This window comes from Brevundimonas variabilis (assembly GCF_014199945.1).
GTDB lineage: Bacteria > Pseudomonadota > Alphaproteobacteria > Caulobacterales > Caulobacteraceae > Brevundimonas > Brevundimonas variabilis.
In genome coordinates, this window is record NZ_JACHOR010000002.1 from 612194 (window position 1) to 633106 (window position 20913).

The window sequence follows — 20913 nt, forward strand, 5'->3', positions numbered from 1 at the left end:
GGTTGCCCATGAAACGCCTTCTCGTTGCCCTCGTCGCCACGACGGCCCTGTCTGCCTGCGCCAGCGTACCAGTCGCCCCGGTCATCATCCCCTCGGTGGGACCCGCGACGCAGGAAAACTGGGAAGCCGGCCAGGCCGCCTATCTGGCGTGGAACGGAGCACGCAAGGGCTGGACCACTACGGCGTCGGGCCTGCAATACCGGCGGGTCGGCAAGGCCGCGCCGAACGGAGCCCAGCCGGTCGCCACCGACACGGTCCGCGTCCACTATGCGGGGACCTTCATCGACAACCGCGAGTTCGACAGCTCCTACAGCCGGGGCGAACCCGCCAGCTTTCCGTTGAACCGGGTCATCAAGGGCTGGACCGAAGGCGTCGCCCTGATGCGCGAAGGCGAGACCTATCAGTTCGTGATCCCGGCCGATCTGGCCTATGGCGCGCGCTGGGTCGGGCAGGACATCCCGCCCAACTCCGTCCTGAAATTCCAGGTGGAGCTTCTGGCCGTCAATCCGGCACCCTGAAGCTCAGCCGCAATCGACCTTCTCGATCCGTCCCGTCGCCTGATCAAAGCGGACGTTCAGGCGGTCCGGGCGATAGTCCCGGGTCGTCGGACAGGTCGTGCAGACCACCCGGACATTGGCATCCGCCGCAAAGCTGACAGCGCCAACCTGGCTACCGATCAGGCTTTGCGACGCCGCCGCGTTGCAGGCCTGCGGACCCGGCGAAGGCAGGGGCAGGCTTTCCTGCGGCGCAGCGCATCCCGAGAGGACGGCAACAATCGTCCCGGCCACGGCAAGACTTGCAGAATGTCGTTTCATTCGGATGGCTCCCGGTCGATCAGCCACAGCGCACCTGTTCCACTAGGTTCGTCTCGGCATTGAAGAAGATGTTCAGGCGATAGGGCGAAAAGTCCATTGTGACCGGGCAGGTCGTGCAGACAACGCGCCGGTTCACCACCTCGACCGGCACGGGGATCTCGGATTTTGGCTTGCCGACCAGATACTGGTGCTCACCGGCCTTGCACAGATCGGCTTCAGTGTCCGGCATCCGGGTACCGACCGGCTGGTTGGCCTCCGCTTCTGCCACCGCGACCGGGGCCGGGGCCTCGGCCGCAGGGGTTGAACAGGCCGCGAGCAGAAGGCTGGCGATCAGGCTGCCTTTTCCCAGCGCCCCGCGTCCGACTGTTTCCAGTAGGCGAGATGGGCCCCCTGCCCCTTCAGCGCCTTCCAGCGTTCGCGTGCGTGATTCAGCGCCGTGTCGTCCCGACCGTCGAAAATGATGAAACATCGCTCGTATCCTTCCACAGGCCCCATGTCAGACTGATCCACCATGAACAGCGCCTGAGCGCCGTTCGGGTTCTCACCCGTCTGGCTCAACAGGATCGGCTGGCGCTCCGCGTGATCCTGCCCCGCCCGGCCATGGGCCAGAAAGCTGTCATCGCGCCAGGTCCAGAGATGCTCGTCGATCTCGTCCAAACGGGCAGGATCTGCGATGCGCACCAGCGCCCGCCACCCCCGCTGCAGGGTCTTGTCCAGAAGTTCGGGCAGCACCTGGTCCAGCGTCGACCGCTCGAGATGGTAGAACCAGATTTCGGTGCCGCCCCCGGACATCAGCCCTCGTACGAGTCCGCCACCATCCGGTCCAGCATCCGCACGCCATAGCCGACGGGGCCATTGGGGACCGTCGGACGCTTGGAGTCATTCACCCAGGCGGTCGGCGCGATGTCGATATGGGCCCATGGCACGTCGTTGACGAAGCGCTGCAGGAACAGGGCCGCCGTGATCGAACCGGCGTCGCGACCGGCCGAGTTGCGCATGTCCGCCTGTTTGGAATCCATGATCCGGTCGTACTGGGCCGGCATCGGCATCCGCCAGACGTTGTCGCCGACCTTGGGAGCGGCGGCCAGGATATTGCCGGCGACCTCGTCGCTGTTCGAGAACACGCCCGCGTAGTCCAGCCCGAGGGCCACGATCATGGCACCGGTCAGGGTGGCCAGATCGATCATGAACTTCGGCTTGAACCGGTCCTGGGTGTACCAGAGGGCGTCACCCAGAACGAGGCGACCCTCGGCGTCGGTGTTGATGATCTCGCAGGTCTGGCCCGACATCGACGTGACGATGTCGCCGGGACGCTGGGCATTGCCGTCCGGCATGTTCTCGACCAGACCCAGCACGCCGACGGCATTGACTTTGGCCTTGCGACCCGCGAGCGCATGCATCAGGCCGGCGACGGCGGCAGCACCGCCCATGTCCCAGATCATGTCTTCCATGCCCTGGGCCGGCTTGATCGAGATGCCGCCCGTGTCGAAGCAGACGCCCTTGCCGACGAAGGCGATCGGCTGGTCGCCGGGGTTTCCGCCATTCCACTGTATCACCGCCAGCTGGCTTTCGCGCACGGAGCCCTGACCGACGCCCAGCAGCATGTTCATGCCAAGCTTGGCCATCTCGGCCTCGCCGAGGATCTCGACCTTGAGGCCGAGCCGCTCCAGCTCTTTCACCCGACGGGCAAACTCAGCGGGATACAGGACGTTGGCGGGCTCGGCGACCAGATCACGCGAGAAATAGACGGCGTCGGCGACGGCCGACATCGGCTCGAATGCCGCCTGGGCTGCGCGAATGTCGGAGGTCACGATCCGGGTCGTGGTGACCGACGCGATCTTGTCCGGCTTCTGCTTGGTCAGATATTTGTCGAACCGGTAGGCCGCCAGCCGGACGGCAAAGCCGGCCCGCGCCGCCTGCTCGGGCGTCAGGTGGCCCAGCTCCAGCGTCAGGGTTTCGGCACCCGACAGACGGACCGCCTGGAAGGCCGTGCCCGCGGCGGCCTCGATGGCCAGGTCATCCAGCTTGGCCGCATCACCTGCGCCGACCAGCAGGATCGAATCTGCCTCGACCCCCACCGGTGCCGCCACCAGGTGGCTCGACATGGCCGCGCCCTTGAAGCGGCTCTTGCCCATGGCGCGGGTCAGGGCGCCCGAAGTCGCTGCATCGTGGTCGCTGCCCGTTCCGGCCAGAACGCGGTCTTCATGGACCAGGACCGCCAGGATCTCGGCAGGACCCGACTGGGCGACGAATTCGATTTTCATGGACTAGGAGCTCCGCCGGGTGGTCCCCGGTCGTTGGTGGTGAGGGCAGAAGGCACGCGGTTGTCCCCGGCGCGCCCGGATGTGTATTAGATGCGCTTCTAGGGCGCTGCCCGCAACCGGGCCACCTTCATTCCGTCCATGACCCTGATCCAAGGCTATCTTTTTCGGCAGGTCGGCCTCCCCATCCTCGCGGCATGCGCCGCGCTGGCGGGAATCGGTCTGCTGAGCCAGAGCCTCGACCAGCTCGAGGTGATCGTGGAACGCGGCCAGAGCGTCTGGGTCATGGTCCGGCTGACCCTGCTGGCCGTGCCGCAGTTACTCGCTGTCATCCTGCCGATCGGCCTGTTCGTGGGGGCCCTGATCGCCCTGACCCGGCTGCAGCGGGAACAGGAGCTGACCGCGACCTTTGCCAGCGGCATGGCCCGCTGGTCGGTGATCTCCCCCATGGCCTGGCTGGCGACCATCGTGGCGGTCGTGGCGCTGTTCACGACCGCGCTTGTCCAGCCCTGGGCCCAGCAGGCGGCGCGGGACCAGGCCTTCGAGATCCGCACGGACCTCGCGGCCCTGCTGGTCGAGGAAGGCCGGTTCGTCCAGGGCCCCGACGGCCTGACCGTCTATGTCCAGCAGATCGAACAGAGCGGCCTGCTCAAGAACATCTTCGTCTATCTGGATGACGGCGAGAAGGTCACGACCTGGGATGCGGCTGAGGCCCGGTTCGAGCGCGTCGACGGGGAACCGTTCCTGACGCTGGTCAACGGATCGGGTCAGGAGTTCTCCTCCAATGGCGTCCTAAACCAGTTCTCCTTTGGTCGATATCCGTTCCCGCTAGCGGCCTTCACCGACACGGATGACACCGTCACCTACAAGCCCGCCGACCTCTATCTGACCGACCTGTTCAGTCCCACGGCCCAGCGAATCGCCGACAGCGGATCTCGCGGAGAGCTGCTGGCCGAGGCCCATTCGCGGCTCTCCTCCCCCCTCTATGCCTTCGTCGCGATGGCCATGGCGCTGGCGGCCATCCTCGGAGGCTCCTTCAGCCGCACGGGCTATGGCGGGCGAATCGCGAAGGCGGCGGCCTTCTTTCTGCTGGTCCGGATTGCCGGCTATGGTCTGGTCCCGGCCAGCGCCTGGAATGGCTGGCTGAATGTGTTCCAGTATGTCCTGCCGATCGTGGCCACGGCCGTGTCGCTGCGGGTCCTGTTCCGGGCGCTGAAGCCGCACCGGCGACCCAGCGGTCCGATCGCCCGGCTGAAGGCGCGTCTGGCATGAGCCGGATCTCCCTCCGCTCCGTCGATCTGCCGGTCCCTGCCCTGCGTCTGGGCCGGATCGAACGCTATGTCCTGGTCCAGCAGCTGGGGGCCCTCGGCGTCGCCTTGGGGGTGATCTCGGCGCTGGTGATGCTGATCGATTTTGTCGAGATCTCGCGCGGGCTGGGCTCGGACACCGACCTGTCCGGCCTGCGGGTGCTCGGCCTGATGCTGCTGAAGTCGCCCGCCGTGATCGTTCAGCTTCTGCCCTTCGTCTTCCTGTTCGGCACCCTTTCGGCCTTCGTCGGCCTGAACCGCCGCAGCGAGCTGATTGCCATGCGGGCGGCCGGCGTCTCGGCCTGGCGGTTCGTCCTGCCCGCTGCCGGCTGTGCGCTGGTCCTCGGCATCGTGACCGTGACCGTGATCGGCCCCCTGGCCTCGTCGGCCGATGGCCTGTTCCAGCGCGAGCGCCAGCGCATTTCGGGTTCGGTCATGTCCAGTGAGGCACCCGAGGCTGTCTGGCTGCGTGAGGGTCAGGACCAGCGCCAGATCGTCATCCGCGCCGCGCGCCAGGACCGCGCCAATGCCCGGCTGCTGGACGTCAGCTTCTTCATCTACACGACCGACGAGGACGGCCGCCGCGCCTTCAGCGAGCGGATCGATGCCGAAACCGCCAGCCTGTCCAACGGCTTCTGGCGCCTGACCAATGCGCAGGGGGCCCGGACCGGGCAGCGCGCCATGAGCTATGCCACGCTTGACCTGCCCTCCAGCCTTGCTGACGACGAAGCGTTCGAGCGATTCGCCCGCCCGCAGTCGACGCCCTTCTGGTCCCTGCCCGGCCAGATCCAGCGCATCACGGACGCGGGCTTTTCGTCCACCGCCTATCGTCTGCGGCTGCAGCAGCTTCTGGCCACGCCCCTCCTGTTTGCCGCCATGTCCATCCTCGCGGCCGCCTTCTCGCTGCGCCTGATGCGTCTGGGAGACCTGGCGCGCATGGCCGTGGCGGCCGTCGTGCTGGGCTTTGCCTTCTTTTTCCTGAACCAGTTCTCGGCCGCCATGGGCTCGGCCGAGGTCGTGCCCCCGTTCCTGTCTGCCTGGCTGCCGCCCGTTTTGACGGCACTCGCCGCCTTCACCTTGCTGTTCTATACGGAAGACGGCTAAGCGGTCTGCCGACCGGGGGGCCTCGGCGAGAACGGACAGAGTTTGCATGACGCGTGATCGCAGCGCCCCCTCGGCACAGGGTTTTCGGACCCGACTCCTGACCGGCGCAGCCCTGATCGTCTGCGCGCCGCTGATGACCGCCGCGCCCGCACTGGCCCAGACCTCGCCCGCCGCCCCCCTGCCCCCCGCACCGGCGATTACGCCGCAGACGTCCGGCAGCGACGGACTGACGCCCGACGCCGTCTATCTGGATGCCGCCTCGGTGACGCGCACGGGCGATCTCATCTCGGCCCAGGGCAGCCCCGAGGCCCGTGTCCTGGCCCGCTTCCGGGACAACACCCTGCGCGCCGGCGAATTCACCTACGACCTGGGTCAGCGCCTCGCGATCGCCGATGACCGTGTTGAGTTGGTCGGGGCCGAAGGCGACGTCATCTACGCCAGCCACCTCGAACTCGCTTCGGATCTGAAGGCGGGCGTCGCCGTCGATTTCGCGACCCGTCTGTCCGACGGCTCCAGCCTGATGGCCGCAACCGCCGCGCGCCGGTCGGAAAAGGTCAACGAACTCAACTATGTGATCTTCACGCCCTGCCCGATCTGCGACGCGACGGGGAACACCAAGACACCCTCGATCTCGGTCCAGGCCGAAAAGGCCGTCCAGGACACCGAACTGCGGGCGATCCTGTTCCGCAATGCCGTGTTCAAGGTCGGCGGGGTGCCCGTCTTCTATCTGCCCGCCTTCGCCCTGCCGGATCCGACGGTCGAGCGCGCCTCGGGCTTTCTGGTGCCCGACGGCAACTATGACGAGGGCCGCGGCCTGTCGGTCGAGATCCCCTATCTTCGCGTCGTCTCGCCGTCCGAGGACTGGCTGATCAGCCCCCAGTTCAACACCCGCGTGGCACCCTTGCTGAATCTGCAGTGGCGGCGGCGTTTCTCGACGGGGACCATCGTGGCTCGGGGTGGCTACACCTATGCCCAGAATTTCGGCGATTTCGACCTGGACGGCGATGGCGATGCCGAGACCAATGTCGACTTTGGCGACGAGACCAGCCGCAGCTACTTCCTGGCCAACGGTCGCTTCGATCCGGACGGTCCCTGGCGCTGGGGGTTCACCGCCGAGCGGACCTCGGACAAGACCCTGTTCGACCGCTACGACATCGACGATCCCTATCAGGACAACGGGCTCTACTACGGCGACCAGCGGCGTCTGATCAGCCAGCTGTATGCCGAGCGTCAGACCGAACGCTCCTATTTCTCGATCGCGGCCTTCACCTTCCAGAGTCTGCGCGTCACCCAGTTCGACGACGTCACGGCGGCGCTCAATGTCTTCGAGGATGACGGGACCCTGCCGCTCGTCGCTCCCCTGATCGACTACCGGCTCGAGCCTCGGGGCAAGGTGCTCGGCGGGCGTCTGCGTTTCCACGGGTCGGCCGCATCGCTGTATCGGGACCAATTCGTCGGAGCCCCGATCCTTCGACCCGAAGTCGTTCCCACCGGTCCGACGGCCGGCCTCGATGGTGTCGACAGCCGCCGGATCACGGGTCAGGGCGAGTGGCGGCGCACCCTGATCTCGGCTGCGGGCATTCGCTACGAGCCCTTCGTGGATGCCCGTTTCGACCTGTATTCCGTATCTGATCTGCCCGATTTCCTGGGCCAGGCGGACGACATGATCTCGCGGGGACGTGCAACGGTCGGACTGGACGTCAGCTATCCCCTGATCCGCAGGCTCAGCCCGACGTCGGACCTGATCATCGAGCCCCTGGCCCAGATCTCGGTCTCCAACCCGTCCGATGTCGACAGCCGCATCCCGATCGAGGACACCCAGACCTTCGAGCTGGACGAGAGCTCGCTGTTCCGCATCGATCGACTGCCTGGATTTGACCTGTACGAGGGCGGCGCGCGCTTCACGGCCGGTGCCCGCACCACCTTGCGGTGGGAGGGCGGTCGCAATGCCAGCCTGTTCGTCGGCCGCAGCATGAGGGCCGACGACGACCCGACCTTCCTGTTCCCGATCCCCGATGCCCCGACCCGGCTCTACGACCCGGCGGGTCTGGCGTCACAGACCTCGGACTGGGTCGTTCAGGGCACGTTCTCGCCGTCCGATGCAATTCGCGGCTGGGGACACGCCACCGTCGACGGCTCCGGCGACATCCGTCGCGCCGAGGCGACCGTGGATGGGCGCTGGGGGCGTCGCAACCTTGCGGCCGTCAGCTACATCATCGACCGGTCCAACCCGGTCGATGGCCCCCTGAATCGCAACTATGAATTCGTCCAGTTGGCAGGCCAGCAATTTGTCTATGGCAACTGGGGCGTCACCGTCACCGGCATCGCAGATCTGGAGCGGGACGTGATCACGCGTTCGGAGGTCGGGCTGCTGTTCGACGACGACTGTTTCCGGTTCGAGATCGGCTATCGCCGCGACAACACGCGGGTTCGTCCGTCCGGTCCTTCCGACGGCATCTTCGTGCGTCTAAACCTAGCCACTTTTGGAGGGTCAGGTTATGGGGCGGGTGGCGCGCGTTGAGCGGGCTGCTTGACGGGGTGTGGCCTCCCCGCCGTCGGGGTCGAGACCACGCCACCTTAGGGAACTCAGGATTGACCATGCGTTTGACTCGTTGCTCGACTGGCGTCGCCATAGCCGCGCTGATCGCCGGTAGTGCGTTCGCCCAGACGGCCCCCGCTCCACAGGCCCCCGCCGCAGCCGCTGCGGCTCGACCCGCGCCCCAGTTCACCCTGGCCGATGGCATCATCGCGACGGTCAACGATCAGGTCATCACCGGCTTTGATCTGCGCCAGCGCATGCTGACCATCATCGCCATGAGCCAGGTCCAGCCGACCGACGAGAACATTCCGGCCATCCAGCAGCAGGCCCTTGCCGCCCTGATCGAGGAACGTCTCCAGGCCCAGGAGATCACCAACTACGAAGACCTCAAGATCAGCGACGAGGAGGTCGCGCGCGAGATCGCCGACATGGCCCAGCAGGCCGGAACGACGCCTGAACAATATATGGCCTTCCTCGAACAGGGCGGCATCCGGCGCAACAACATGATCGAGCAACTCCGGACCGAGATCGGCTGGCGGGCCCTGGTCGGCGGCCGGTTCAACAGCCGCTCGGCCGTGTCGCGGGGCCAGGTGGAACAGGCCATGCGCCAGCTCAACGAAGCCGCGGCCAAGCCCCAGTACCTGATCGGCGAGATCTATCTGGAGTCCGCACGCGTCGGTGGACAGCAGGCCGCGCTGGACGGCGCACGCCAGCTGGTGGCTCAGTTGCAGCAGGGAGCTCCCTTCCAGGCTGTCGCACGCCAGTTCTCGGCTGCACCGTCAGCCTCGGCCCGCATCCCCGGCGACGCTGGCTGGATCGTGTCCGGCACCGTCCAGCCCGCGCTGCAAGCGGCCCTCGATGCCTTGCAGGTCGGCCAGCTGTCCCAGCCGATCCCGGTCGAGGGCGGCGTTTATATCATCTACATGCGCGACAAGCGCTCGGGCGCGGACACCAATCTTGTCGCCCTGAAGCAGATCATGGTTGAGGTCCCGCAGGATGCGCCGGCCGATGCTGTCGCGGCGGCGACCGCCCGCCTGCAGGCCATCCAGCCCCAGCTGACGTGCGATAACATGCTGCAGCGCGCAACCTCGGAGCAGGGCCTGCTGGGCTCGGACCTCGGCGAGAGCGACATCGCCAACCTCGCACCGCAGTTCCAGACCGTGGCCCAGTCCGCGACCGTCGGCTCTGTCAGCGCCCCGATCCGCACCCCGCTGGGCGTCCACCTGCTGGGCGTATGTGGGAAGCGGAACGGCAGCCCCGATGCGCCGACCTTCCAGCAGGTCGAGAACCGTCTTCGGACCCAGAACCTGGCCAACCTGGCGCGTCGCTATATTCGCGACCTGCGCGCCGACGCCCTGATCGAACTGAAGGAATAGCGATGACGGCGGCCGCCCTGCCGCTAGTCCTCAGCCTCGGCGAACCCGCCGGGGTGGGCCCCGAGATCGTCGCCAAGGCCTGGACCGCGCTGCGAGAAACTGGTCACGCGTTCGCGATTATCGGCGACGCCCGGTTGCTGGCAACGCAGGGCGTGCCCGTTTCAGAGGTCCTCTCGGCATCCGAAGCAGGACCTGCCTTTGGTCGTGCCCTGCCCGTCATCCACCATCCCACCCCTGCTCCGGTGACAATCGGCCAGCCCGATCCCGCCAATGCCGGAACCGTGGCCGACTGGATCGAGCGCGGCGTCGACATGGTCCTGTCGGGCGAGGCCTCGGGGCTGGTGACCGCCCCGATCGCCAAGGCCCCCCTCTACGCGGCCGGCTTCCGCTTCCCGGGCCATACCGAGTTCATTGCCGAATTGACCGCCGACGCACCTTACCGGGGCACGCGCGGGCCGGTCATGATGCTGACCGCCCGGAACCTGCGCGCCTGTCTGGTGACCATCCATGTCCCGCTGGACCAGGTGCCCGAGCTGGTGACCGCCGAGCGAATCTGTCGGACGGCCCGCGTCGTCCACGAATCGATGAAGCGCGACTTCGGCATCGCCGCCCCGCGCCTCGCCCTCGCCGCCCTCAACCCCCATGCGGGTGAGAGCGGTTCGCTGGGTCTGCAGGAGATCGAGGTCTTGCGACCGGCCGTCGAGATCCTGCGGATGGAGGGGATCACGATCACCGACCCCCTCCCTGCCGACACCATGTTCCACGACGACGCCCGCCAGACCTATGACGCTGCCATCTGCCTGTATCACGACCAGGCCCTGATCCCGGTCAAGACGCTGGACTTCTGGGGCGGGGTCAATGCCACCCTCGGCCTGCCCATCGTCCGCACCTCGCCCGATCACGGCACCGGCTTTGACATCGCGGGTCGCGGCATCGCCCGCCCCGACAGCCTGATCGCGGCGATCCGGCTGGCATCCGAGATGGCGGCAAACCGCAATCCCCTCTAGTCTGCGACCACTCCGGCCCGGCCGGTTGCCTCACGACAGAACTGGGTTCAGGTGCCCGCCTGGACGAGCGGAATTGATTTGAACCCTACCCTGCCTCCCCTGCGCGAATCGCTCGAAGCCCACGGCCTTTTGGCCAAGAAGAGCTTTGGCCAGCATTTCCTGCTGGACCTGAACATCACCCGCAAGATCGTCCGGCTGGCCGGACCCTTCGAAGGTCGCGCCGTGATCGAGGTCGGCCCGGGTCCCGGTGGCCTGACGCGCGCCCTGATGGAGAGCGATGCAGGCCCGGTGGTCCTGATCGAGAAGGACCCCCGCTTCATCCCCCTGTTGAGCGAGCTCGACACCGGCGATGGCCGCCTGGCGATCATCGAGGCTGATGCGCTCAAGGTCCGCGAGGCGGAGCTGGTCACCGGCCCGGCGCATCTGGTGTCCAACCTGCCCTACAATGTCGGCACCGCCCTGCTGATCAAATGGCTGACGGGACCATGGCTGCCGCATGCCCTGACCCTGATGTTCCAGAAGGAGGTCGCCGAGCGGATCGTGGCGTCTCCGGGCGATGACGCCTATGGCCGCCTGGCCATCATCGCCCAGGCCGTCTGCGAGGCGCGCATTGTCATGCATCTGCCGGCCGCCGCCTTCACCCCGCCGCCCAAGGTGGCCTCGGCCGTGGTGCACCTGATCCCGCACGCAACCCGGCCCGAGCCTGCGACTCTCAAGCGGCTGGAGACCATCACCGCCTCCGCCTTTGGCCAGCGCCGCAAGATGCTTCGCTCCAGCCTGAAGACCCTGGGCGGGGCCACCCTGTGCGAAGCCGCCGGCATCGACCCCGACGCCCGGGCCGAGACCATCGATCTGGCCGGTTTCCTGAGACTTGCGGACGCCCTGGCATGACGATGATCGAGCCCTTCCGGACCATTGGCATCAGCCGGCTCGCCCATGCCTTGAAGGCCGAGGGCCGCAGCGTCATCCATATGGAGTTCGGCCAACCTTCGACCGGGGCCCCGCCCGCCGCCATTCAACGGGCCCACGGGATTCTGGATACCGAAGCCCTGGGCTACTGGGAGAGCACACCGCTGCGCGAGCGCATTGCCCGGCTGTATGACGAGCGGCATGGGCTGGACATCGACCCGGACCGCATCCTTCTGACTTGCGGGGCGTCCCCGGCCCTGGTTCTGGCGCTCAGCTCGACCTTCCGGCCCGGCGACCGCATCGCCCTCGCCCGCCCCGGCTATGTCGCCTACCGCAATACGCTGAAGGCTCTGCACATGGTGCCGGTCGAGATCGATTGTGGCCCCGAGGTCCGGTTCCAGCTGACCGCCGACGCCATCGCTGCCCTTCACCCCGCCCCCGCCGGCCTGATCGTCGCCAGCCCGGCCAACCCGACCGGTACGATCATCGACGATGCCGAGATGGCCGCCATCGCCGAGGTCTGCCGCCAGCGCGACATCCGGATCGTCTCGGACGAAATCTACCACGGCCTGTCCTATCAGGCCCCCTGCCGCTCCATGCTGGAGTTCGCCCCGGACGCCCAGGTGATCAACAGCTTCTCGAAATACTGGAGCATGGCCGGCTGGCGGCTGGGCTGGCTGCTGGTGCCGCCCGACAGGATCGCGACGGCCAAGGCCTATATCGGCAACCTGTTCCTGACCCCGCCGTCCCTGGCCCAGCATGCTGGCCTTATCGCCATGGACGAGCACGATGTGCTGGAGGGTCATATCGACACCTACCGCCGCAACCGGGCGCTACTGCTGGCGGCCCTGCCATCGCTGGGGCTGGCCTCGATCGCGCCACCGGACGGAGCCTTCTACATCTGGGCCGACATCGCCCATCTGACCGGCGACAGCGTCACCTTCTGTCAGGACCTGCTGCGCGATACGGGCGTCGCGACCGCCCCCGGCGTCGATTTCGATCCTGTCCGGGGCCAGACCCACATGCGCCTCAGCTTTGCGGTCTCGACGGCCGAGGTCGAGGAAGCCATCCGCCGGATGCAGCCCTGGTTCGCGGCCCGCTGATCACTCGGCGGCGATGACGATCGTCTCGGCCATGCCCGGGGTTGCAGGCCGCGCAGGCGGAACGGTCGGATTGGACGGATAGGCCGTGCCGTCGAAGGCCATGACGGCACGATCGCTGCCGATGCCGCCGCCTCGGATGCCGACCACCAGATCCGACCATCCGTTGCTGCGGGTCACCGCAACGCCGATCGGCATCCGCGAGACTGTCGCGCGCATAATCTGGCGATAGCCTTCGCCCGCCGGCGTGAACACCAGCGTCAGACAACCACCGCTGCCACAGACATCGCGTCCGGTGACATGCACGATGACCTCGTCGCGCCCGTCGGCATTCAGATCGACCTGTGCCTGCTGAACCGTCATGCCGGCTCCGGTGTATTCGCTCAGATCAGGCCCTGTGCCCTGTCCGGCGGCACAGGCCGTCAGTCCCAGAGCCGCAGACATCAACAGGACACCCGTCCGGACCGTCATCACACAGCCTCTGCCAGCAGGGTCTCGCGATAGGCATCGACCCACGTATTGCGGAACCGCCGCGACCGCTCGGCATGATAGATATGCGCCAGTTCGGCATAGCTGCGGTCGAAATCGTCGTTGACGAAGACGTAGTCGAACTCGCCGCAGTGCTGGATCTCGCCCTTGGCGTTGGCGATGCGGCGCTCGATGACCGCGTCGGCGTCCTGGGACCGGGTCACCAGCCGGCGGCGAAGTTCCTCCAGACTGGGCGGTAGGATGAACACCCGCACGGCGTCGTCGGGGCATTTCGTGGCCACGTCACGCGCGCCCTGCCAGTCGATGTCGAACAGGACGTCCCGCCCCTCCGACAAAGCCTTGTCGATGGGGGCGCGCGGCGAGCCGTAGCGGGCCCCGTGCACATGGGCCCACTCCAGAAAGGCGTCGGCGTCGATCAGGGCCTGGAACTCGTCGTCGCTGACGAAATGATAGTCGCGATCCGCCACCTCGCCCGGCCGGATGGCGCGCGTGGTCATCGAGATCGACAGCTCCAGCCCGCCATGATCGGCCATCAGGCGCCGGCACAGGCTGGTCTTGCCGGCCCCCGAGGGACTGGCGACGATCAGGAGGACACCCCGGCGGGGCGTACGGTCATTCGACATGTTCGCCACTCGCAGGGAAGGTGTTGTTCAGATGCATGTTTTTTAAAGCTCGTCAGGGGCGCAACCCCACGTCTTGAAATGTCCTGCGGCCTTTACAACGAAAGAGGGGCCGATGCCGATATCTTCACGCAATATATCCCCGCTGTGCCCCGGATCCGGCCCAAGCGCCCCTGAAGGAGGCTCCGGCGGCGAGACATCTCGTCCCGTTGGTCATCGATCCTGCCAGACCTCGCTCGGCCGTCTGCTCATCGCCGGTCATTCACCGCCGCAAGCGGACGTTCTGAACCGCCGCTATGGGTGGGAAGCTGACATGAGCAACTGCGCCACTCCAACTCACGCGCGATTGAGGCGGCAATCGATGTGTCGTGGCGCATTGACTGTGTGGCTGGCCATGCCCAACAGTCGTCGGCTGGAGGCGACTATGTTCCTGTCGAGCTTGATTTTTTCACTTGCCCTTTCGGCGCAGGTGGAACCCGAACAGACCCTTCATCCACTCATCAGATTGCAAGAACACTTGCCGCCAATCACCGAGGACGACCGCGCGGGTGGAGAAAATCCATTGTTGTTCGTGCAGGCTGGCAGCGAGGATGATCTGCCCATCACCCCCCCACAGGTAGAGATGACGGCTCGCGAAGATATGAGACCAATCTCACTCTCCATCGCATTTAACTGGGTCTGGCTTGGCGAGGGTCAAGATCGTCGTCCGGTTTGGTTTGCTCGGTTGCGCGCCGCATACCGGGACAAAGCAATCGAACGCTTTTCGGACTCCCACCTTTGTCCGGGTGTCGAGCAATCCTTGGCCGAACTCAATGATCTTCCGGCATTGGATCCTCGTGTGCCGTCTCTCCCAGACCCAAAGGCGACGACCTTCTGGGATTTTGGCGGCTATCTGCACGATAATACCTATCAAATCCGGCTAAGGGGCCTTTTTGCTGGTGGGACTTATACCGACAGGCTTGAGGTCACCGGAGGCTCATCAGCCCCCTTCGCGCCCATCGTTGCCGAGAGCCTCAAACGGCTCCTCCCGTGTTGGACCCGTACCCCACCGCCGAGGGCCTGACTGCCTAACGGACGTCCGCAACGGGTCGAGATCGGACATGATCTGGCAGGCAGAAACCGGACATTCGATCCGATGCCCGAATGCGGACCTTCCGAACCGCCGTTAGGGGTCGGATCACGACCATTGCCTAATGCCCGGAACCAGACTTTGGCCGAGTCAGACCCCTATTCGACGTTCTGGACCTGCTCGCGAAGCTGCTCGATCACCGCCTTGAGGTCGAGACCCACGGCGGTCAGCGGCGTCGTGGCCGATTTCGAGCACAGGGTGTTCGCCTCGCGCATGAACTCCTGCATCAGGAAGTCCAGTTTGCGACCCGAGGGCGGCTGGTCCAGCAGGGTGCGGGCCGAGGCAACATGGGCGGTCAGCCGGTCCAGCTCCTCGCGCACATCGGCCTTTGTCGCCAGGGCGGCGGCCTCGAGGAAGATCCGGTCCTCAAGACCGGGGGCGTCAGGGGCCAGTTCGGTCATCCGGCGGGTAAAGCGCTCGCGGATTGCCAGGGTCTGGGCACCCGCCTCGGCCTCGGCGACGGCGACCATGGCCTCGATCCGGTCGATGAAATCGACGATCACGGGTCGCAGCTGCGAACCCTCCCGCTCGCGCGACAGCTTCAACGCATCCAGCGCCTGATCCAGCGACAAGGCTATGGCGGCCTCGATGGCAGCCCTGGCCTCGGCGTCGTCGTCCTCGTCCGGCACCTCTAGCACGCCTCTCAGCCCCAGCAGCCCGTCCGCAGACGGGGGCGTCGCCCCCTCCTCCGCCAGGGCATTGGCCAGTTCCAGATACCGGTCGAGTACGGCCTGATTGATCTTCAATGCCCCCGTCGCCGCGTCCGGGCGTTTCGCCTGCACGCCGATCGTGACCTGTCCCCGGCTCAGCCGGGCCTGGGCCGACGTCTTGGCCAGCCGTTCCAGCGCATCGAAGCCGGGCGGACCGCGGAACCGGACCTCCAGATTGCGGCCGTTGACCGATCGCGCCTCGACCGACCAGCTCCAGCCGTCCAGTGCTCCGTCAGCACGGCCAAAGCCCGTCATGCCCGAAAGCGCACTCACTGCGCCACCGGAGCGGGCGTGGCAGACGGGGCGCGCGGGGTCAGGGTTCCAGGTGCCTGCATGGTGATGACCGCCTGACCGCCGGGCAGCGGGGCCTCGCCGGCGATCACGGCCGGATCCTCTCCGGTCAGGACGGCCGGCGCATCCGGCATCGGACCGGGTGGGAGCCCCGCCTTGCGCCGCTCGATCTCGCGCCAGCGGGCCACATTGAAGCGGTGCTCTTCATAGGTCCGGGCGAACACATGGCCGCCGGTCCCGTCCGCGACAAAGAACAGATACTCCGAGCGCGGCGGGTTCAGGACGGCGGCAATGGCCTCGCGGCCCGGATTGGCGATGGCGGTCGGTGGCAGGCCGTCGATCAGATAGGTGTTGTAGCCCGTGTCCGCAGCCAGCTCCGACTGGCGGATCCCGCGCCCCAGTGGCCGCCCCTTGGTGATGCCGTAGACGATGGTGGGATCACTCTCCAGCCGCATGCCCTGGCGGATGCGGTTCGAGAACACGGCCGCCACCTGCGGCCGCTCCGCGGCGATTCCGGTTTCCTTCTCGACGATGGAGGCCAGGATCACGGCCTCGTCCGGCGTGCGAACGACGCTGGTCGGTCCGCGCCGGGCCCACAGTTCGGCCAGCCCGTCCTGCTGGGCCCGCTGCATGCGCGCAATCACCGAAGCCCGGCTCTCGCCGCGCGTGACCTCATAGGTCTCGGGCCAGAGCGAGCCTTCCTCCGGCACCTCGACCGTGCCGGTCAGGATGTCTTCCTTCATCAGGATGTCCACGGCCTGGGCCGAGGACCAGCCTTCGGGGATGGTCACGAAATGGCGGACGACCCGCCCGTCGGTTAGCAGGGCAAGGACATCCTTCACCGACGCACCCGACGGGACCTCGTATTCTCCGGCCCGCAACTTCGTGGCTGCCCCTGTCACGGCTGCCGAGGCCTTGAACAGGTCGGTCGAGCGGATCACCCCGGCCGTCTTCAGCCGCGCGGCGATCGCGGCCACGCCTGCGCCGCTGGGAATGGTCACGACCGTGGCCTCACCCGCGCGCGCCGCGGGGCCCGGACCGAAATAGATCACCCACCCGGCGATCAGGGCTGCCACGAGAAAGACGCTGAACGTCGCCGACGCCGACACGATCGCCGCCATCGTTCCGGCCTGTTTCGGCCCCCTGGCCGGCGATGGCCCCCGGATCGGCCCCCGGATCCTGCCGTCAGAGCCGCGCAGCATCTCAGCTCACCTTGCGGAACAGGATGGAGGCATTGGTGCCGCCGAACCCGAAACTGTTCGACATGGCGACGTCGATCTCCATGGGTTTGGCCGTGTGCGCTACCAGATCGATGACCGTCTCGTGCTCGGGGTCGTCGAGATTGATCGTCGGCGGCGCAATCTGGTCGCGGATGGCCAGCACGCTGAACACCGCCTCGATCGCACCGGCTGCGCCCAGCAAATGGCCTGTCATGGACTTGGTCGATGACATGGCGACCTGCCCGGCATGGTCGCCCATCAGCCGCTCGACGGCCCGCAGCTCGATCCAGTCCGCCATGGTCGAAGTGCCGTGGGCGTTGACATAGTCGATGTCGGCGACATCGATCCCGGCCCGCTTCACAGCCGCCTTCATGGCGCGATAGGCCCCGTCACCGTCCTCGGACGGCGCAGTGATGTGATAGGCGTCGCCGGACATGCCGTAGCCTATGACCTCGGCATAGATCCGGGCACCGCGCGCCTTGGCGTGCTCGTACTCCTCGAGAATGACCACCCCCGCCCCTTCGCCCATGACAAATCCCGCGTGCTCGCGGTCATAGGGACGCGACGCCTTCTCCGGCGTATCGTTGAAAGCCGTGCAAAGCGCCTTGCAGGCCAGGAAGCCCGCAATGCCGATCGGCACGATGGAGCTCTCGGCCCCGCCGGCCACCATCACATCGGCGTCGTCGAAGGCGATCATGCGCGCGGCATCGCCGATCGCATGAACACCCGAGGCGCAGGCCGTGACGACGGCATGGTTCGGACCCTTCAGCCCGTGACGGATCGAGATCTGGCCGGAAATCAGATTGATCAGGGCCGAGGGAATGAAGAAGGGGCTGACCCGGCGCGGACCCTGTTCCTTCAGGATCTGGGCCGTGTCGGCAATGGGGCCGAGGCCACCGATGCCCGCACCCATCATGACCCCGGTTCGCTCCTTGTCCTCATCGGTCTCGGGATGCCAGCCGGCGTCGTTCAGCGCCTCGTCAGCCGCCGCAATGCCGAACAGGATGAAGTCATCGACCCGCTTGCGCTCCTTGGGCGACATGATCGCATCGGGATCGAAACTGCCCGGAACGTCCGGCCCCCCGCCGCCGCGGCCATCCACGGACGGCACTTCGCCTGCGATCGTGCAGCCGTAGCCTTCGGTATCGAAGGCCGTGATCGGCCGGATCCCGGACTGTCCGTCCAGCAACCGCTTCCAGCTGTGTTCGACCCCGGTGCCCAGAGGCGTCACCAGACCCAGACCCGTAACGACGACGCGGCGCATGGCGGCGCTCCTCAACCCCAAGAATCGTATGACACAAATGATAAGGGCCGCCGGACGCTTCCGCTAGGAGCGCCCGACGGCCCTTGTCTCGAGGGTCCCCGGCCGCCGATCCTGCTGGACCGGTCGACCGAAACAGACCTGACGGCGTTAGGCAGCCGTCTTTTCGTTGATGAATTTCACGGCATCGCCGACCGTCTGGATGTGCTCGGCTGCGTCATCGGGGATTTCGATGTCGAACTCTTCCTCGAAGGCCATGACCAGTTCGACGTTGTCGAGCGAGTCGGCACCGAGGTCGTCGATGAAGCTGGCCTTTTCGGTGACCTTGTCCGGATCGGCGTCCAGGTGGTCGATGACGATCTTGCGGACGCGTTCGAGCGTGTCGGACATGGGACTCTCAGCCTTCTAAAGTTGCCGTGGCGACGGCTCTTGATCTTGGTTTTGCCGTCTCACGACAGCGACGGTTGCGCAAGCCCCGAAGGGATCGACGGTTCCGTTGACCCCCCGCCTTTAGCACAGGCGAAGCGGCTGAAAATAGCCTGACACAGGGTTTGATGATGGCAAACCCCTGTCGTCCTCAATGCGGAGCCCGGGCCCGCGGCGGCTGACGGCCATTTTCGCCGACCGGGACCCGCGCTTGATACAGGGGATGCCGTCAGTCCTGTTCATGTTTGTGACAGAATCGCTTGTCGAAGGGCTCGTGCGGGCGTTACCCTGATCCGGACGGGTGCCCGTTATGGATGTGCCCAAACCGAAAGCTCGGCCGATGCCGGAGATCGACGACGCGCCTTCCCGGCGTGACGACCGGTCCCAGCCCGACAGACGCCGCTCGCAAGACGCGGGGGGTCCAGGGGCGAATGGTCAGGGTGCGCCGCTGTATGGCGCACTGGATCTGGGGACCAACAACTGCCGGCTGCTGATCGCACGGCCGGCCCGCGACGGCTTTCGGGTCGTCGACAGCTTCAGCCGCATCGTGCGCCTCGGCGAGGGGCTCACCCATACGGGTCGTCTCGACGACCGGGCCATGGACCGGGCCTACGACGCCCTCGCCCTGTGTGCCGAGCGGGTCGTCAAGCGCGGGCTCGAATCACGCCGCCTGAGCGCTGTCGCCACCCAGGCCTGTCGCCAGGCCGAGAATGGCGAGGCCTTCATCGAACGGGTCCGGCTCGGCACCGGCCTGCGCCTGCGCATCATCGACCCGATCGAGGAGGCCCGGCTGTCGGTCGAGGGCTGTCTCAACCTGTTCGACCCCAATGCCGAGGCGGTGCTGGTCATCGATGTCGGCGGCGGCTCGACCGAACTCTCCTGGCTCAGGCGCGAAGGCCAGCAGATGGTCACTGTGGCCTGGATGTCGGCCCCGCTCGGCGTGGTCACCCTCGCCGACCGTCACCCGGAGCCCGCGGACTCCGGCGAGGCCTGGTATGAGGCGATGGTCGCCGACATGGGCCAGGCCATTGCCCACGGCGGTATCGAGGAGCCAGAGCTTCGCCGCCTGCTGGTGTCCGGCAAGGGACATCTGGTCGGAACATCCGGAGCCATCACAAGCCTCGCCGGCATCCACCTCGGCCTGAAACGCTATCAGCGCGACCTTGTCGACGGCCTGTGGATGACCCGGGCGGACTGCGAGGCCGCAGCCGAACGGCTCAAGGCCCTGCGGCCTGCGGGCCGGGCGGCTGAATCCTGCATCGGACCCGACCGGGCCGATCTGGTGCTGGCGGGAGCCGCAATCCTGGAAGCCGTCCAGCGCGCCTGGCCCTGCGACAGGGTCCGGGTCGCCGACCGGGGTCTGCGCGAGGGCCTGCTGCTGCAGCAGATGCGTGCCGACCGCGAGCCCCAGCGCCGTCGCCGGCGTCATCGGGTTCAGGGCAAGGCGGGCGCGGCGGCTCCGGAGATCTGAACCGGCAGCTCGATGTCGCACATCGAGAAGTCCGCGCCCCGCGATGCCCGCGTCTCTGCCGCAAGCGCCAGAAATCGCGGCGAGGCCGTATCCAGCACCTCGACGACCGGCCGGTCCCCCTCGGCCAGGTCGGAGGCGATCCGGACCCGGGTCATCCGGTCGGGCTGGCCGGGCACGATCCCGCCGGCCCCTTCGCCGACCTTGATCGCCCGCACGACCTCAAGCCCCGACACCGCCTTTCCCCAGATGGTGTAGCGCTTGTCCAGCGACGGATAGGGCTGGCGCATCAGGAAGAACTGGCTGTTGGCCGTATCGACGCCTTCGTCGCGCGCCATGCCGGCAACGCCGGGGCAGTACAGCCCCCAGCCATGCACCTTGCCGTCCGAGGTTGTCGCCATCAGGCTGTCTGGCTGGGTCTGGACCGGCAGCGAGCGGAAAAAGCCCACGGCAGCCCCAGCAGGCGCAGCCACGGTGGTGAAGGCCATCTCGGGCCCGCGTCGGAAGGTGAACTCGCCCTTCAGGTCGGGATAGGGGCTCTGGCCTTCGCCTGTGCCCAGCGGGTCGCCGGTCTGGGCCATGAACAGGTCGATCACCCGGTGCCAGACGATGCCGTCAAAGAAGCCGGCCCGGGCCAGCAGCCGCATCCGCTCGACATGCAGGGGTGCGATCTCTGGCAGGAGTTCGATCAGGATCCGGCCCTTGGTCGTGTCGATGACCATCAGGTCTTCGGCCGGCACCGTGCGCCAGGCCGTGGGCTCCGGTGGCGCGGGTGGCGGTGGCACGTCCGGCATGGCGACATCGGCGGCAGCCACCGGTGCCGTCTGCGCTGCCGCCTGGCCTGAGAGCGCGAGAGCCATCGCGAGCCCCGCCGAAATCCA

21 protein-coding genes are annotated in these 20913 nt (G+C 66.9%); 10 read left to right on the forward strand and 11 right to left on the reverse strand.

Annotation, left to right across the window (positions count from 1 at the left end):
• The first annotated feature begins 8 nt into the window (after positions 1-8).
• The gene (locus GGR13_RS07715; RefSeq protein ID WP_183212899.1) at positions 9-518 is read left to right on the forward strand and encodes an FKBP-type peptidyl-prolyl cis-trans isomerase; all 510 of its coding nucleotides are present in this window, start codon (positions 9-11) and stop codon (positions 516-518) included.
• Positions 519-521: 3 nt separating this feature from the next.
• Here the strand turns inward: GGR13_RS07715 and GGR13_RS07720 are convergent, their stop codons facing one another.
• The 4 genes from GGR13_RS07720 to GGR13_RS07735 form a co-directional block, all read right to left on the reverse strand.
• Positions 522-815 carry a hypothetical protein gene (locus GGR13_RS07720; protein WP_183212900.1) on the reverse strand — a complete coding sequence of 98 codons (294 nt, stop codon included), beginning with the start codon at positions 813-815 and terminating at the stop codon, positions 522-524.
• Positions 816-834: 19 nt separating this feature from the next.
• Positions 835-1083, reverse strand: a complete 249-nt coding sequence (locus GGR13_RS07725; RefSeq protein WP_343060312.1) for a hypothetical protein — start codon at positions 1081-1083, stop codon at positions 835-837.
• Between the two features lie 62 nt (positions 1084-1145).
• Complete coding sequence (locus GGR13_RS07730) at positions 1146-1607, reverse strand: DNA polymerase III subunit chi (protein ID WP_183212901.1); 462 nt, start codon at positions 1605-1607, stop codon at positions 1146-1148.
• A complete protein-coding gene (locus GGR13_RS07735) occupies positions 1607-3079 on the reverse strand; it encodes a leucyl aminopeptidase (protein ID WP_183212902.1) in 1473 nt (490 codons plus the stop codon). Before GGR13_RS07735 ends, GGR13_RS07730 begins: the two co-directional genes overlap by 1 nt.
• 138 nt (positions 3080-3217) lie before the next feature.
• Here GGR13_RS07735 and GGR13_RS07740 point away from each other — a divergent pair, with 138 nt between their 5' ends.
• The 7 genes from GGR13_RS07740 (at position 3218) to GGR13_RS07770 (ending at position 12421) form a co-directional block, all read left to right on the forward strand.
• Positions 3218-4348 carry an LptF/LptG family permease gene (locus tag GGR13_RS07740; protein ID WP_183212903.1) on the forward strand — a complete coding sequence of 377 codons (1131 nt, stop codon included), beginning with the start codon at positions 3218-3220 and terminating at the stop codon, positions 4346-4348.
• A complete protein-coding gene (gene lptG / locus GGR13_RS07745; RefSeq protein WP_183212904.1) occupies positions 4345-5487 on the forward strand; it encodes an LPS export ABC transporter permease LptG in 1143 nt (380 codons plus the stop codon). Before GGR13_RS07740 ends, lptG begins: the two co-directional genes overlap by 4 nt.
• A gap of 46 nt (positions 5488-5533) precedes the next feature.
• Positions 5534-8008 (forward strand): LPS-assembly protein LptD, encoded by a 2475-nt coding sequence (locus GGR13_RS07750; protein ID WP_183212905.1) that lies wholly within the window; start codon positions 5534-5536, stop codon positions 8006-8008.
• Positions 8009-8085: 77 nt separating this feature from the next.
• Positions 8086-9402, forward strand: coding sequence for a peptidylprolyl isomerase (locus GGR13_RS07755; protein ID WP_183212906.1), 1317 nt, complete (start codon positions 8086-8088; stop codon positions 9400-9402).
• A gap of 2 nt (positions 9403-9404) precedes the next feature.
• On the forward strand, positions 9405-10409 hold the full coding sequence (pdxA, locus tag GGR13_RS07760) for a 4-hydroxythreonine-4-phosphate dehydrogenase PdxA (protein WP_183212907.1): 1005 nt from the start codon (positions 9405-9407) through the stop codon (positions 10407-10409).
• A gap of 78 nt (positions 10410-10487) precedes the next feature.
• Entirely contained in the window at positions 10488-11300 is an 813-nt protein-coding gene (rsmA, locus tag GGR13_RS07765) for a 16S rRNA (adenine(1518)-N(6)/adenine(1519)-N(6))-dimethyltransferase RsmA (protein ID WP_183212909.1), read from the forward strand.
• Positions 11297-12421 (forward strand): pyridoxal phosphate-dependent aminotransferase, encoded by a 1125-nt coding sequence (locus GGR13_RS07770; RefSeq protein WP_183212910.1) that lies wholly within the window; start codon positions 11297-11299, stop codon positions 12419-12421. Before rsmA ends, GGR13_RS07770 begins: the two co-directional genes overlap by 4 nt.
• Here GGR13_RS07770 and GGR13_RS07775 read toward each other — a convergent pair whose 3' ends face one another.
• Together GGR13_RS07775 and gmk are read right to left on the reverse strand one after the other, a co-directional pair.
• Positions 12422-12889: a hypothetical protein gene (locus GGR13_RS07775; protein WP_183212911.1), complete on the reverse strand. Its 468-nt coding sequence runs from the start codon at positions 12887-12889 to the stop codon at positions 12422-12424.
• Complete coding sequence (gene gmk / locus GGR13_RS07780) at positions 12889-13530, reverse strand: guanylate kinase (protein ID WP_183212913.1); 642 nt, start codon at positions 13528-13530, stop codon at positions 12889-12891. Before gmk ends, GGR13_RS07775 begins: the two co-directional genes overlap by 1 nt.
• 421 nt (positions 13531-13951) lie before the next feature.
• Between gmk and GGR13_RS07785 the strand changes: the two genes are divergently transcribed.
• Positions 13952-14590 (forward strand): hypothetical protein, encoded by a 639-nt coding sequence (locus GGR13_RS07785; RefSeq protein ID WP_183212915.1) that lies wholly within the window; start codon positions 13952-13954, stop codon positions 14588-14590.
• A 164-nt stretch (positions 14591-14754) separates the two neighbouring features.
• On the opposite strand, the gene GGR13_RS07790 is transcribed toward GGR13_RS07785, so the two are convergent.
• From GGR13_RS07790 to GGR13_RS07805, 4 genes are all read right to left on the reverse strand, one after another.
• Positions 14755-15621, reverse strand: a complete 867-nt coding sequence (locus GGR13_RS07790) for a YicC/YloC family endoribonuclease (RefSeq protein WP_183213135.1) — start codon at positions 15619-15621, stop codon at positions 14755-14757.
• 14 nt (positions 15622-15635) lie between these two features.
• Entirely contained in the window at positions 15636-16859 is a 1224-nt protein-coding gene (gene mltG / locus GGR13_RS07795; RefSeq protein ID WP_183212916.1) for an endolytic transglycosylase MltG, read from the reverse strand.
• Position 16860: 1 nt separating this feature from the next.
• Positions 16861-18141, reverse strand: coding sequence for a beta-ketoacyl-ACP synthase II (fabF, locus tag GGR13_RS07800; RefSeq protein WP_183212917.1), 1281 nt, complete (start codon positions 18139-18141; stop codon positions 16861-16863).
• 147 nt (positions 18142-18288) lie between these two features.
• Positions 18289-18528: an acyl carrier protein gene (locus GGR13_RS07805; protein ID WP_183212918.1), complete on the reverse strand. Its 240-nt coding sequence runs from the start codon at positions 18526-18528 to the stop codon at positions 18289-18291.
• A 376-nt stretch (positions 18529-18904) separates the two neighbouring features.
• On the opposite strand from GGR13_RS07805, the gene GGR13_RS07810 reads away from it, so the two are divergent.
• Positions 18905-20035, forward strand: a complete 1131-nt coding sequence (locus GGR13_RS07810) for a Ppx/GppA phosphatase family protein (RefSeq protein ID WP_183212920.1) — start codon at positions 18905-18907, stop codon at positions 20033-20035.
• Here GGR13_RS07810 and GGR13_RS07815 read toward each other — a convergent pair.
• Entirely contained in the window at positions 19999-20892 is an 894-nt protein-coding gene (locus tag GGR13_RS07815) for a peptidylprolyl isomerase (RefSeq protein WP_183212921.1), read from the reverse strand. The two genes, GGR13_RS07810 and GGR13_RS07815, sit on opposite strands and share 37 nt — an antisense overlap.
• Between the last annotated feature and the right edge of the window lie 21 nt (positions 20893-20913).

What these genes read in the sequence shown, in the direction of transcription:
- GGR13_RS07715 (WP_183212899.1), top strand. Translation starts at nt 9, where the DNA reads ATGAAACGCCTTCTCGTTGCCCTCGTCGCCACGACGGCCCTGTCTGCC.
- gmk (WP_183212913.1), bottom strand. Translation starts at nt 13,530, where the DNA reads ATGTCGAATGACCGTACGCCCCGCCGGGGTGTCCTCCTGATCGTCGCC.
- fabF (WP_183212917.1), bottom strand. Translation starts at nt 18,141, where the DNA reads ATGCGCCGCGTCGTCGTTACGGGTCTGGGTCTGGTGACGCCTCTGGGC.
- GGR13_RS07805 (WP_183212918.1), bottom strand. Translation starts at nt 18,528, where the DNA reads ATGTCCGACACGCTCGAACGCGTCCGCAAGATCGTCATCGACCACCTG.
- GGR13_RS07740 (WP_183212903.1), top strand. Translation starts at nt 3,218, where the DNA reads ATGACCCTGATCCAAGGCTATCTTTTTCGGCAGGTCGGCCTCCCCATC.
- GGR13_RS07810 (WP_183212920.1), top strand. Translation starts at nt 18,905, where the DNA reads ATGCCGGAGATCGACGACGCGCCTTCCCGGCGTGACGACCGGTCCCAG.
- lptG (WP_183212904.1), top strand. Translation starts at nt 4,345, where the DNA reads ATGAGCCGGATCTCCCTCCGCTCCGTCGATCTGCCGGTCCCTGCCCTG.
- GGR13_RS07790 (WP_183213135.1), bottom strand. Translation starts at nt 15,621, where the DNA reads ATGACGGGCTTTGGCCGTGCTGACGGAGCACTGGACGGCTGGAGCTGG.
- GGR13_RS07730 (WP_183212901.1), bottom strand. Translation starts at nt 1,607, where the DNA reads ATGTCCGGGGGCGGCACCGAAATCTGGTTCTACCATCTCGAGCGGTCG.
- pdxA (WP_183212907.1), top strand. Translation starts at nt 9,405, where the DNA reads ATGACGGCGGCCGCCCTGCCGCTAGTCCTCAGCCTCGGCGAACCCGCC.
- GGR13_RS07785 (WP_183212915.1), top strand. Translation starts at nt 13,952, where the DNA reads ATGTTCCTGTCGAGCTTGATTTTTTCACTTGCCCTTTCGGCGCAGGTG.
- GGR13_RS07770 (WP_183212910.1), top strand. Translation starts at nt 11,297, where the DNA reads ATGACGATGATCGAGCCCTTCCGGACCATTGGCATCAGCCGGCTCGCC.
- GGR13_RS07775 (WP_183212911.1), bottom strand. Translation starts at nt 12,889, where the DNA reads ATGACGGTCCGGACGGGTGTCCTGTTGATGTCTGCGGCTCTGGGACTG.
- GGR13_RS07720 (WP_183212900.1), bottom strand. Translation starts at nt 815, where the DNA reads ATGAAACGACATTCTGCAAGTCTTGCCGTGGCCGGGACGATTGTTGCC.
- GGR13_RS07735 (WP_183212902.1), bottom strand. Translation starts at nt 3,079, where the DNA reads ATGAAAATCGAATTCGTCGCCCAGTCGGGTCCTGCCGAGATCCTGGCG.
- GGR13_RS07750 (WP_183212905.1), top strand. Translation starts at nt 5,534, where the DNA reads ATGACGCGTGATCGCAGCGCCCCCTCGGCACAGGGTTTTCGGACCCGA.
- GGR13_RS07815 (WP_183212921.1), bottom strand. Translation starts at nt 20,892, where the DNA reads ATGGCTCTCGCGCTCTCAGGCCAGGCGGCAGCGCAGACGGCACCGGTG.
- mltG (WP_183212916.1), bottom strand. Translation starts at nt 16,859, where the DNA reads ATGCTGCGCGGCTCTGACGGCAGGATCCGGGGGCCGATCCGGGGGCCA.
- GGR13_RS07755 (WP_183212906.1), top strand. Translation starts at nt 8,086, where the DNA reads ATGCGTTTGACTCGTTGCTCGACTGGCGTCGCCATAGCCGCGCTGATC.